Raw genomic sequence first — 12,614 nt, 5'->3', positions numbered from 1 at the left:
GCCTAACCTTTTCTTCAAGCACAGCGCGCGTTCCTACACGACCCGCACCGACTGTTGCTGCGAGATAAGGAGAGAGACACATGGAAACGGTCCTCACGCGAGAGGAGGCGGTTGCTCGTCCGGACGACGAACGGCAGAAGAAACTGCACGTCACGCTGAAGTCCATTACCTCGCTGGCCGACGACATCAACGCATTCGAATTCGTGAGCGCCGATGGCGAGCCTTTGCCCGCGTTCACGGCGGGTTCGCATATCGACGTGCACCTTCCCGACGCAACCATTCGACAATACTCGCTTTGCAATTCGCCTGACGAACGACATCGCTATGTGGTCGCCGTGCTGCGCGATCCGACGGGCCGCGGCGGATCGGTCGCGATGCATGGCACCTTGCGAGCGGGCGATAAGCTCTTTATTTCAGCGCCGCGCAATCACTTCGCGCTATCGAAGTCGGCGCGCAGGCATGTGTTCATCGCGGGCGGAATCGGCATCACGCCGGTCATGGCGATGATCGCGGAAGTGCGAAAGCGCGGCGAGCCGTTCCATCTCTTCTATTGCGCGCGCAGCTCGCAACGTGCCGCGTTTCTCGATCGCCTGAAGACGCTCATCGAGCGCGGCGATGTCTCGCTGCACTTCGATAACGGCGATCCGCGCAATGGACTCGATCTCGCATCGACGCTCGAACGACGGCCCGCCGATACGCATCTCTACTACTGCGGCCCCGGCCGTTTCATGGACGCGATCGAAGCCGCGAGCGCGCATTGGCCCGCGGGAACGCGTCATTGCGAACGTTTTTCCGCAAGCGGCGCGATCAAGGAAAGCGAGGCGGCGACCGAAACCGAGACACCCTTCGATATCGAACTGCGGCGCTCGCAAAAAATCCTCACGGTGCCACCAGGCGAATCCATTGTCGATGTCATGCGCGCGAACGGCGTGGAAGTCGATACGTCGTGTTGCGAAGGGTATTGCGGCACGTGCATGACGCGCTATCTCGCGGGCGAACCGCTGCATCGCGACACCGTGCTCGACGACGAGGACCGCGAGGAATTCGTCATGATCTGCTGCTCGCGTTCGAAGTCGCCGAAGCTGGTGCTCGATCTTTGAAACGCCTTTTCAAGCGGTTTCAGTAAGAACACGCGGAGCGACTGGTTCCGCTCGACTCAACGTTCCCCACTCATCGAGAAAGAGGATGCGCGCCATGAGCACATTCGAATATGTGAAGGATTGCTGGTATCCGATCGGCTTTTCGTCGGAGTTTGCTATCGGCCAGTTGCAGGGGCATAAGATCGTCGATCGCCCCATTGTGATGTGGCGAGCTGAGAGCGGCGATGTCGTCGCGTTCGACGATCGCTGCTGCCACAAGCGCTTTCCGCTTTCACAAAGCAGGCTGCTCGATAACGGTCAGCTCGAATGCGCATATCACGGCTTGTGCTACGACGCGGCGGGCCGGTGCGTGGCGATTCCGTCCGCACCCGACAAGCCGATTCCACCGCAAGCGCGCCTGAGCGTCGTGTCCGTGCGCGAACAGGACGGCGTGGTCTGGATCTGGCCGGGCGACATCGCGGCTTCGCAGCGCTGTGAGCCGCCGCGCACGCCCGAGGTCACCGATGCGGAGAACCTGTCGATCGGCTCACCCGAACCGCTTTACGTGCCCGCGAATTATTTATTGCTGATCGAAAATCTGCTGGACATCACGCACTTTTATCCGCTACACGACGGCAATATCGGCGATAAGGAAAACAGCAAGATTCCGGTGGACCTCGAAGAAGGCGACAGCGAAGGCTACACATTCGTGCGTACGACGCGCCACGTGCATGGCTATCGGCAGCCGCCGTATCTGAAGGAATGGTTTCTGTATGACGAAGTGGAGCGCGTTCACACACATTGCATGGTCACGCCCGGACTCACGCGCGTGGTGATGCGCGTCGCGCCGGAGGGAGAACTCGGCACGGACAAGGAACGCGGGTATACGCTTCTGCATCTCCACTTGCCGGTGGATGAACGCAACCTCGTGTGGCGCTGGAACGTGTCGTGCAAGAATTGGCACACCACGTTGAGCGATGCGAACATGCCCACCGCGAAGAAGGTCGCGGAGATGTTCCCTGCGGTCGTCGCGCAGGATCAATGGGCGCTGGAGCGGCAGCAACGGATGATGGAATACCCGGACGATGGCTATTCCGAACTCTTTCTCAAGACCGACAAGGCATTGCGCCGCGCCCGTCAGATTCTCGTCGGTCTGCAGCGCAAGGAGCGCGAGCTTCATATCGGCTTGGCAGGACAGAGCGCGCCCGCGAACGAATCTGCGATGGCGTAGATCCTTGAGGTCACTGCCGCCTTTACCCGCCATCCCGCGTGAAAGGCCTGCAAAAAAGGCCTGTAAACAAGGCTCCATACGAGAGAGCATCGACCCCGGTTCAGGAGACACACGATGGAAACCCATGATTCCCCGCCGCTGGCGGTGAGGCCTCAAGCCGTCCCTGATCATCCGGACGAAGGCAAGACCCTGTTGCAGCGAGCGGTGTCCTCGTGCGTGTATCTGTTCGAACGCGTGATGCCGGATCCGTTCGTCATCGTCATTCTGCTCACGGCGATGGTCGCGTGTCTCGCGCTCGTCTTCGCACCGAAGGGCACGCCCGAAGTGATCCTGACCGGCTGGTACAAAGGCATTTTCGGCATCTTCACCTTCGCGTTCCAGATGGTGCTCGTGCTCGTCACGGGCTATGCGCTCGCGAGCGCGCCGCTCATCAAGTCGGGCTTGCGCAGCGTGAGCAAGCTTGCGGTGGGGCCGGTTTCCGCCGTGCTGCTCGTGTTCGGCGTCGGGGCTGTCGCGACCTTCCTGAACTGGGGCTTCGGCCTGGTCGTCGGCGCATTGTTGTCCAAGCAAGTCGCGCGGCAGGTGCGCGTGGACTTCGCATGGCTCGTGGCCGCCGCGTATAGCTCATGGGTGTTGTGGGCGTTCACCGGCATGTCGAGTTCGATAGCGCTCTCGATCGCGTCGCCGGGCAATCCGCTCAATATCGTCGAGCAACATACGCACTCGGCGGTGCCGCTCGCGCATACGGTGTTCGCGGGATGGAACCTGCTCGCGGGCATCGCTGCAATGGTGCTGATTCCGGTGGTTTTCATCCTCATGCGTCCCGCCGATAAAGACGTGATCGCCGCCGACGCCGCGTTGCTCGAAGCGGAAGACAAGAAGGTCGACGATACGGCCGATTCGCGCGCAGGGACCTTCGCGGGCCGGCTCGAACGCTCGCGCATCTGCGCCCTCCTTTTCGTGCTCGCGGGCGTGGGCTACCTGGCAATCCAGTGGACGCGTCACGGCGTGAGCCTGGACATCAACACGGTCATCTTTATCTTTCTGCTCGCGGGATTGTGTCTGCACGGCAGCCCGCGGCGGTATGTCGGCGCGGTGACGGAGGCCGCGAAGGTCACGGGGCCGATGTTGCTGCAGTATCCGTTCTATGGCGGAATCATGGGCATCATGAGCGCGACCGCACTCGATGAAACTGTCGCACATGCCTACATTCACGTTGCTTCGAGCACGACGTTGCCGTTCCTGAGCTATCTCGCATCGGGCGTGATTACGTTGTTCATTCCGAGCGGCGGCGGTCACTGGGCGGTGCAGGGGCCGTTCACGATCCCCGCCGCCATGCAGCTCGGCGCATCCTTGCCGGGCACGTCGATGGCGATTGCCGCGGGCGAAATGGCAGGCAGTCTGTTGCAGCCGTTCTGGGCGATTCCGGTCGTCGCCATTGCGGGCGTCGGCGTGCAGCGCGTGCTGGGCTTCACGCTGGTTATCTTTCTGACGGCGGGATCGCTGCTCGGCTTCGTGTATCTGTTCGTCGTGCCGGTGTGGGCGGGCACCTAGTCCGGCTATTTCACTGATCCATTCGATGATGCCCGCGCGCTTCACACTCGCGCGGGCATCGGCATTTTTAGCATTCGATGGGATGCCTATCAACGTCGTCGAGATGGCGCGCTCGTATCGGACAGATAAGCCAATGCGTCCTATAAAATAGGACTCTACATTCAAAATGTGGTTTACACGATGCTCGGTCCGTCGCAGAATGTGGTCGAGCAAGAAGGCTGCGAGCAGAGAGCGCGAATCAAATGGAGACGCACGTCATGCAATCAGGCACATCGGGTAAAGCGCACGAGGCATCGGCACGAACGATCTTGCGCGTCACGAGCGGCAATTTCCTGGAGATGTACGACTTCTCCGTCTACGGTTTCTACGCGCTTTCGATCTCCCAGGCGCTCTTTCCGCGCGGCAACGAATTCGTCTCGCTGATGCTGTCGTTCGCTACATTCGGCGTCGGCTTTCTGATGCGGCCGATCGGTGCGCTCGTGCTCGGCTCCTACATCGACCGGCGCGGACGGCGTGCGGGCCTCCTGCTTACGCTCGCGCTGATGTCGGTCGGCATGTTGATGATCACCTTCGTGCCGGGCTACGACACAATCGGCATTGCCGCGCCGATCATCGTCGTGGTGGGGCGCTTGTTGCAGGGCTTTTCCGCGGGCGCGGAGCTCGGCGGCGTGTCGGTGTATCTCGCGGAAATCGCGCCGCCGGGACGGCGCGGCTTCTTCGTCAGCTGGCAATCGGCGAGCCAGCAGGCGGCGGTGGTGTTTGCAGCGGTGCTCGGCGTGGGCCTGCGCTTCACGCTCACGGCCGAACAGATGAATAGCTGGGGCTGGCGCATTCCGTTCATGATCGGCTGTCTCATCATTCCCGTGCTCTTCATGATTCGCCGCCGTCTGCGAGAAACGAAAGAGTTCGAATCGCGCGCGCGGCATCCGACGAGCAAGGAGATCTTTACATCGCTGCGAGACAACGCGCGTCTCATCGGCGGGGCGATCATGCTGGTGACGCTCACCGCCGTCATGTTCAATCTCATCACCGCTTACACGCCGACATACGGCTCGCGCGTGCTTCACCTGCCCGCCATCGATTCCTTTCTCGTGACGATGGCGGTCGGCATCATCAACTTCACGATGCTGCCTATCGTCGGCGCGATTTCGGACAGGGTCGGGCGGCGGGCCGTGCTCACCGTATGTGCGGTGCTCGTGATTCTGACCGCCTATCCCGCGATGTTATGGCTCGTGCAGGCGCCCAGTTTCACGCGCTTGCTCGCCGTGGAGATGTGGTACGCGATGATCTACGGCTCGTATCAGGCAGGCATGGTGGTCGCGCTCACGGAGATCATGCCCGCGAGCATTCGCGGCACGGGCTTCTCGCTCGTATGGAGTCTCGCGCAGGCCATCTTCGGCGGCTTCACGCCGTTCATTTGTACCGCGTTGATTCAGGTCACGCAGAATCGGGCGGTGCCTGCGTTGTGGCTTTCGTTCGCCGCGCTGATCGCGTTGTTCGCGACCTTCCGCATGTTCGCGCGGCCTTCGGGCGAGCCCCGGACCGCGTTGCCTTGAGCCGACGCAGCGCGATCACGCATTGCCCGGCCGTTCGAACTCGCTCGTCTCCAGCGCGAGCTCGGCCACGGCCGCGACGATAGGATCTGTCGTCGTATGCCGATGCAGCGCGACGAACTGCACCGGACCGATCTGCGGTGCGGTATCGATGACGCGCAGCTTGCCCGCCGCAATTTCCGCGTGATACGACGCGCGTGGCAAGAGGCTCACGCCCAGACACGATACGGTCAACTCCGCGAGCACGCGCACGTTGTTGCACGAGATGACCGGACGATAATCGGCGTTCGCATCGCGGAACCATCGTTCGATGACCGGATAGTGATGCGATTGCGACGACAAGCCCAGCACAGGCCACGTCGCGAGCTCGGCGGGCGATAGCTTGCGCGCGGGCACGGCGAGCGCGGGCGAGCACATCCAGACGAATTCGTCGTAGCCGAGCGAAATGGCCTGAAGCCCACTTTGCACGACCGGACCTGTCACCAACGCGAGATCGAGATCGCCGTTGCGCAGCTTGTCGACGAGCGTCGCCGTCAGACCCATATCGAGCACGACCGCGAGATTCGGATAGCGCTCGCGCAATGCGCCCATCAACTTCGGCAGCCAGGTAATCGCGACGAGCCCCACGACGCCGAGTCGCACCGTGCCCGTGAGCGCGTCTTTATCGCCGATACGATGCCTCACGCGCGATGCCAGCGCGACGATCTCGCGCGCCGATACAACGAGGTCTTGCCCCTTCGCCGTGAGCCGCGCGCGATGCTGGCTGCGATCGAACAGATCGACGCCGAGCGAGCGTTCGAGCTCGCGAATGCGCGCCGAAACGGTCGATTGCGTCGCGTTGAGCGTTTGCGCGGCGGCGGCGAAACTGCCCGTATCCACGATGCGCAGAAAGGTCTCCAGTTGTCGAATGTCCATTGCTCTTCATGGCGGTTGGGCGGCATCACTTCATCGCTTATTTCGATGATGCGCGATCGGAAAGTCTCGCTATCCGGCGCGGCGCGCACGCCCTAGACTGGCTTGCATCGCGGCATAAAACACACGACATTGCGCCGCAAAAAAGGAGCCTCGGAGATGACGGATCAAACGATGATACTGGAAGAAGACGCCGCGCACGATCTCGGCGAGGCGGTACGCATGACGCCTTTCACCGGCAAGATAGCGTGGACGCGTGACAGCCTCGCGCCCGAAGACGGCATCGTGAAGATCGACGATGCGTGCCGCCGCGAGCTCGATGAAGTCGTGGCGACGCTGCGTGCGAATCCACTGCCCACGCCGCTTCTGCGTCCAGACGACTTTTCGCTCGAACGCTGCCGCGCGATGATGCGCGAGGCGGCGCGATTGCTGAGCGACGGGCCGGGCTTCGTGATCGTCGACCGCTTGCCGATGGAATTATGGAGCAAGGAAGAAGCAACGGCGGTGTACTGGCTGCTCGCGCAGATGGTGTCGCGTCCCGTCGCGCAGAGCTGGGACGGCAAGATGATTTATGACGTGCGCGATCTCGGCAAGCCGCCCGGCAACGGCGTGCGGCCGGACATCACCAACGCGGAACAGAACTTTCATACCGACAATAGCTATAACGTCTGCCCGCCGGATTACGTCGCGCTGTTGTGCCTGCATCCCGCCAAGGAGGGCGGCGTGAGCAGTATCGTCAGTTTCCATACCGTCTACAACCAGATGATCGAGCGTTATCCGCATCTGCTTGCGCGCTTGCATCGGCCGTATCTGTTCGATCGGCAACGCGAGCACGCACCCGGCGATTCGACTATCATCAGTCATCCTCTCTTTTGTAAAGAAGCCGATGGTGTGGTGTGCAGGCTGTCGCATCGTCATGTGATCAACGGCTATCGGATGGCGCAGCGGGAGATGGACGAGGAGACCCTCGAAGCACTGGAAACGCTCGAAGCCGTCATGCGCGAACCGCAATGGGCGCGTGAGTTTTTCTTCGATCCAGGCCAGATTCAGATCGTCGATAACTTGCGTTGCGGACATCGACGCACGAACTTCGTCGATTTCGATGAAGAGCATCGCAAGCGGCATCTCGTGCGTTTGTGGCTTCGCGATGCTCGCCGGCGGTTCTATAACGGCTGAGTATCGTAGAAGCCTTTGGCAAGGCGCCACGCGAGCGCCTTGCGATCCACCTTGCCGACCGCCGTCTCCGGCAACGATTCGACAAACACCACGTCGTGCGGCACGTAGATGCGTGAAAGGCGCTTGCGTACCGCGTCCTGCACGCGTTCGGCATGTATCGCGGTAAGGTCTCTCGGCACGACGAACGCAACCGGCACTTCACCGAGATCGCGATCCGCGCGGCCCACGACACAGCACGCAGCGACATTCCCTTCCGCCACGATCACGCTCTCGATCAGCAACGGCGAAATGTTCTCGCCGCCGCGAATGATCACGTCCTTGATGCGACCTGTCACGTAGAGATAGCCATCGTCGTCGAAGCGGCCGAGATCGCCGGTGCGCAGCCATCCATCGACGATCGCGCGCGAGGTTTCATCGGCGGCGCCCAGATAGCCTGTCATGAGATTCGGCCCCGCAATGCAGATTTCACCTTCGACATTCGGTGTATCGATCATCGTGTCGTCGGCGGCGCGCAGCCTGACTGTCTGTCCCGGCACGACCTTGCCGACCGAATCCACGCGTCGCGCAGTTGGCGGATTGAGCGTGCTCGTACATGTCGCTTCCGATAAACCATAGGAAATCACGAGCGGACAACCGAGCTTTGCTTCCACTTCGCGGTGCAAGGCTTCCGTGATCGGCGCGGAGCCGCAGCGCGCCATGCGCAGCGTTGCGAGCGAGCTGGCGTCGAAGTGCTGCGCCAGCATGCGCGAATACATCGTAGGCACGCCGGTGATGATGGTCGGCCTGAAGCGCGTCATCAAATCGGGCATGTCTTCCGCACGAAAACGCGGGCAAAACACGACGCTCGCGCCCGCGAGCAACGGCGCGAACAACTGATTGTTCACGCCATTCGTGTGATAGATCGGCATGACATGAAGCAGCCTGTCGTCGCTCGATAGCGCGCTTTGTTCGAGCACGCCGAGTGCATTGTTGAGCAGCGCGGCCTGAGTGAGTTGCACGACTTTCGGACGTCCCGTGCTTCCCGACGTGAAGAGCAGAAGGGCGGGGCAATCGGCGGCGACATCGACAGGCGGCCAGTACGCCGGCTCCGTCAGACGCGCGAAGTCGATGATCGTCGTATGCGAGGGAATGGCAAGTTCGCTCACGAGCGATGTGTTGTCGTCGTCATGCACGAGAAAGCGTGCACCTGTTTCGACGAGACGCGCGCTCACTTCGTCCGGTGCGAGCTTGGGTTCGAACACGCACGGACACAGTCCCGCGCGAATCGCCGCGAGCAACAACACGACGGCATCGAGCGAGCGCGACATCGTGATAGCGACGACATCGCCGGGGCGCGCATTGCGGCCCGACAAGTGCGCCGCGACGCTGCCGGTCTCGCGTGCGAGTTCGGCATATGTCAGCGAACGCGTGCCATCGCCGATTGCGGGAAGGTTCTGCACATTGCGCACATGCCAGTATTGTTCGAAGGCTTGCGCGAGACTCGTCGGTCTGACATCGAAATGCAATGCGGTGGTCGTCGTCACTGTGTCGTCTCGTTACCTGAGTCGAACGGCTGCGTCGCGCTCGAATTGCCCGTGCGGGTCGAGTGATTCGAGCGCTTCACGTTCGCGCGATGTCGGCGGCGCGGTGGGCTCGGCGTCGCTTGCATCGAACGTGAAGCCGGTGCGTTCGCGCACTTCGTCGAGACTCGATTCTGGATGCCACGATTGCAATGCAAGCTTGCCGTCGCGCTTCACGAATACGGCGATGGGCGTGACCACGCCATGCATGCCGCCCCACGATGTCACGAAGTCGAGCTTCGCGACGAGCGTGCGTTTCGAATGCTCGGTGCGCCACGTGCAGGCGCGTTTGGCCGTCGGCAGCATGACCGCGCCGCCGCCGCCGCCCGGCAGTCGCACCTTCGGATGCGCCCATTCGCCGATGCACGAGTTGTTCGCGCAGCCCGCGCCATCGAGTTGCGCCGCGCCGAGGAACGTGAGATCCATGCGGCCGCGCGTGCAGAGATCGTAGAAATCCTCGTTGGCGAAGATCGAGGCCGAGCCTTCCGCAAGCAATGGGTCGGAGCTCGAAATCGGAATGGAAGAGGGCGACGGATCGACGCCGCCCGCCACATTGATATACACGAAGTCCCAGTCATAAGCGCGCTTTGCGAGCAGACATGCGAGCATCGGCGGCGTGGAGTTCACGCCGCTGAACGTGATCTCGTTCGGCCGGATGAAGCGCGCGAGATTCGTGACGATGTAGGAGAAGCCGCTCCATTGTTCAGCCATGTCGATGAACCTCCGCTTCGGGCGCGGCATCGATATGGCGTGCGAGCGCTTCGGGGCCTTCTTGAAGATACGCATCTACCGCCGGATAGTCGATCGCATACGATGGCCAGCATGAGCCCGGCCATGCGCCGTTCTTCACGATCGCGTAGTTTTGTACCATGAAATAAGGCACGATCGTGAGTTCGGGCTGATCGGCGAAGCGCGTATCGCTGAGTTCCTCGGCCACGACGAGCACGCTTTTGGCGGCGCGGCTCATGATGCGGTCCCAGTGATACGTGCCGGCCACGCGCACGTTGCCATCGCGATCCACGCTCGATGCATGAATCACGGCAAAGTCCGGCGAAATAGCGGGAATCACGTAGGTTTTCTGGTCGCTGCCATAGGGATCGTCGAGACATTTCCAGTCGTTGATCCGCACGAGATCGCTGCCGTGCAAGCCGCCGCACGGCATGAACGGCACGCCGAAGGCAGCCGCGCGCAGTCCCGCGGTGAGGCTCGCGCATGCGTGTTCTTCGAGCTTCAGATGACCCTTCTCGACCGCGCGCCGATACCAAGGCGCAAGCCCGAAATTGCCTTCCATCGCGACGATGCCGCAACGCGCGCGCGAGGCCACGCCCGCGCGGCAAAGTATGTCGATGTCGTAACCCGGCGACTGCTTGATGATCTCGATGTCGCGCTTCTCCTGCCGGATCAGTTCGCGCACGAACGCGAATGGCCCGCGATGCAGAAAGCTGCCGCCCAGGCCCAATGACGCGCCATTGGGTACGAGCGCAACCAGTTCGGCGAGCGAGACCTGTTTGTCCTTGCTTGCGAATCCCGAACTCATGCGAGTTGTCTCCTAAGCCTTCTTCGACGACGCCAGATACGCTTCGATGCGCTCGTGAATGCCCGGCGCGGACGCCGATCGAACGAGCGCGGCGAGGTCGGTATCGGCCTCTTCGGTGTCCAGCGCGCGTCGCAACATGGCGCGGCTCTCGGCGGGCAACGCGTGCGCGCGTTCCACCGCTTCGGCGACGACATCCGCGTACTGCTCCGGACCCGCCACGCGCTCGATAAACCCGTTCGCACAAGCACGTTCGACATCGAACGTGGCGGCTGTTTCGAGAATGCGCTGCGCCTCACGCGTGCCGACGATTCGCGCGAATCGCGCCGAACCCAGCACGAGGCCGAACTTCAGCCCCGGCATGCGAAACGTCGAACCGGGCGCGGCCACGCGCAGATTGCACGCCGCAATCAGATCGACACCCGCGCCGAAATTTCTGCCATGCGCGAGCGCCACGGTGAAGCACGACGCGCTCGCAATCTTGTTCAGCAACGTTTCGATGCGGATAAACCGCAGCACCAGATCGCCTTCGCTTTGCGCATGCACGTCGCTCATATCGAATCCCGCGCTGAAGCATCGGCCTTCGCCTTGCAGCGTCACGAGCGATATTTTTGCGGCATCGGCAGCGTCGAAAGCCTGAATCAGTTCTTCCACGATACTCGCAGATAACGCATTCAGCTTGTCCGGGCGATTGAGCGTGATCGACCAATGCGTCGGCATTTTCTCGACGACGATGCCGCTCATGCCTCGACCTCCGAGCGCTTCAGCAACTCGGCGTTGTGTTCACCGAGACCCGGCGGACGCAGGCGAATGTCAGGCGTTTTACCGGAGAATTTGACGGGCGATGCGAACGTCTTCGTCTGCACGCCATTGGGCAATTCGAGCGGCTGCACCCATTCCATATGCTCGACCTGCGTGTCCTTCAACACTTGCGAATACGTGTTGATCGGCGCGCACGGTACGCCCGCCGCACGAAAGCGCTCGATCCAGTGTTCGGCGTCGTCGGCGGCGAAGATCGCCTCCAGCGTGTCGCGCAATTCGACCTGATGCTGCGCGCGCAGCGTGGTCGTCGCATAACGCGAGTCCGCCTTGAGATCGTCGCGTTGCACGACCTTGCACACCGACTCCCACAGCGCGTTATTGCCTGCAGCCATTCCGAAATACGTGTCGCGCGCCTTGAACGCCTGATAAGGCGCGTTACGCGGATGCGCCGAGCCGAGTTTCTGCGGATCGCGCCCCGTGCCGAAGTATTCGGACGTCTGCAACGCGGCGATGGCGAGCGTCGCGCCGAGCATCGGCACGTCGATATGCGTGCCTTCGCCCGTTGCCGCAACGCCGCGCAGCGCCGATGTCACCGAGAACGCGGCATACAGGCCAGCGGAGAAATCCGCGAGCGGTACGCCGCACTTGACCGGCGCACCATCGGGTTCGCCCGTGATGCTCATGATGCCGCTCATCGCTTGCACGGTCAGATCGAAACCGCCTTCCTGCGAGCGCGGTCCGGTCTGACCATACGCGGAGATCGAGCAATAGACGATGGATGGTTTCATCGCGCGAATGTCCTCGTAACCGAGCCCGAGGCGATGCATCACGCCGGGACGATTGTTCTCGATGACGACATCGGCTGTCTGAATCAACGACTTCGCCTGAAGAATGTCTTCGGGGTTTTTCAGATCGAGCGTGACCGAGCGCTTGTTGCGGTTGAGAGACGCGAAATTCTCGCTGTAGCCATCGGAGATGGGCGGCCACGCACGCAACGTATCGCCGCCGTTCGGATGCTCGACCTTGATGACGTCCGCGCCCATGTCCGCGAGCAGCATTCCGCAATACGGCCCCGCCGCGACGTTGCAGAACTCGATGACCCTGATTCCTTGAAGTGGCTGATCCATGTGTTTTCCCTGGCGATCCCGTTGGCATGCGGCGGCGCTCCTGCGCGTCGATTCGATTGTGGCGCGATCTTCCGGGCGTGTAAACCAAAAAATGATATATGCGTCCTATAAAATAGGATGATGTGAC

At 61.8% G+C, this 12,614-nt stretch carries 11 protein-coding genes; 5 read left to right on the top strand and 6 right to left on the bottom strand.

The genetic code is table 11. The annotated features are described in order from the left end of the window. The first annotated feature begins 80 nt into the window (after positions 1-80). The 4 genes from QCE73_RS16005 (at position 81) to QCE73_RS15990 (ending at position 5,420) form a co-directional block, all read left to right on the top strand. A complete protein-coding gene (locus QCE73_RS16005; protein WP_309882255.1) occupies positions 81-1,100 on the top strand; it encodes a PDR/VanB family oxidoreductase in 1,020 nt (339 codons plus the stop codon). A gap of 94 nt (positions 1,101-1,194) precedes the next feature. After that, a complete protein-coding gene (locus QCE73_RS16000; RefSeq protein WP_309882254.1) occupies positions 1,195-2,310 on the top strand; it encodes an aromatic ring-hydroxylating dioxygenase subunit alpha in 1,116 nt (371 codons plus the stop codon). A gap of 114 nt (positions 2,311-2,424) precedes the next feature. After that, positions 2,425-3,864 carry a short-chain fatty acid transporter gene (locus tag QCE73_RS15995; protein ID WP_238217966.1) on the top strand — a complete coding sequence of 480 codons (1,440 nt, stop codon included), beginning with the start codon at positions 2,425-2,427 and terminating at the stop codon, positions 3,862-3,864. Positions 3,865-4,121: 257 nt separating this feature from the next. Further along, on the top strand, positions 4,122-5,420 hold the full coding sequence (locus QCE73_RS15990) for an MFS transporter (RefSeq protein WP_035498456.1): 1,299 nt from the start codon (positions 4,122-4,124) through the stop codon (positions 5,418-5,420). A 15-nt stretch (positions 5,421-5,435) separates the two neighbouring features. Here the strand turns inward: QCE73_RS15990 and QCE73_RS15985 are convergent, their stop codons facing one another. Beyond that, a complete protein-coding gene (locus QCE73_RS15985; protein ID WP_035498164.1) occupies positions 5,436-6,332 on the bottom strand; it encodes a LysR family transcriptional regulator in 897 nt (298 codons plus the stop codon). Between the two features lie 156 nt (positions 6,333-6,488). Here QCE73_RS15985 and QCE73_RS15980 point away from each other — a divergent pair, with 156 nt between their 5' ends. Further along, positions 6,489-7,505, top strand: coding sequence for a TauD/TfdA family dioxygenase (locus QCE73_RS15980; RefSeq protein WP_309882252.1), 1,017 nt, complete (start codon positions 6,489-6,491; stop codon positions 7,503-7,505). Here QCE73_RS15980 and QCE73_RS15975 read toward each other — a convergent pair. Genes QCE73_RS15975 through QCE73_RS15955 form a run of 5 tightly spaced genes read right to left on the bottom strand, consistent with a single transcriptional unit; the run spans position 7,493 to position 12,487 of the window. Next, positions 7,493-9,028, bottom strand: coding sequence for a class I adenylate-forming enzyme family protein (locus tag QCE73_RS15975; protein WP_309882250.1), 1,536 nt, complete (start codon positions 9,026-9,028; stop codon positions 7,493-7,495). The two genes, QCE73_RS15980 and QCE73_RS15975, sit on opposite strands and share 13 nt — an antisense overlap. 12 nt (positions 9,029-9,040) lie before the next feature. After that, positions 9,041-9,775, bottom strand: a complete 735-nt coding sequence (locus QCE73_RS15970) for a CoA-transferase subunit beta (RefSeq protein ID WP_035498166.1) — start codon at positions 9,773-9,775, stop codon at positions 9,041-9,043. Further along, positions 9,768-10,601, bottom strand: coding sequence for a CoA transferase (locus QCE73_RS15965; RefSeq protein WP_309882246.1), 834 nt, complete (start codon positions 10,599-10,601; stop codon positions 9,768-9,770). Before QCE73_RS15965 ends, QCE73_RS15970 begins: the two co-directional genes overlap by 8 nt. Before the next feature lie 12 nt (positions 10,602-10,613). Next, on the bottom strand, positions 10,614-11,342 hold the full coding sequence (locus QCE73_RS15960; protein ID WP_309882245.1) for an enoyl-CoA hydratase/isomerase family protein: 729 nt from the start codon (positions 11,340-11,342) through the stop codon (positions 10,614-10,616). Continuing rightward, entirely contained in the window at positions 11,339-12,487 is a 1,149-nt protein-coding gene (locus QCE73_RS15955; RefSeq protein WP_187609091.1) for a CaiB/BaiF CoA-transferase family protein, read from the bottom strand. The genes QCE73_RS15960 and QCE73_RS15955 overlap by 4 nt, the downstream gene beginning before the upstream one ends. Positions 12,488-12,614: the final 127 nt, after the last annotated feature.

Origin of the sequence: Caballeronia sp. LZ029 (assembly GCF_031451275.1) — a bacterium.
Classification (GTDB): domain Bacteria; phylum Pseudomonadota; class Gammaproteobacteria; order Burkholderiales; family Burkholderiaceae; genus Caballeronia; species Caballeronia jiangsuensis.
This window is presented reverse-complemented; position numbering and strand designations above follow the sequence as displayed.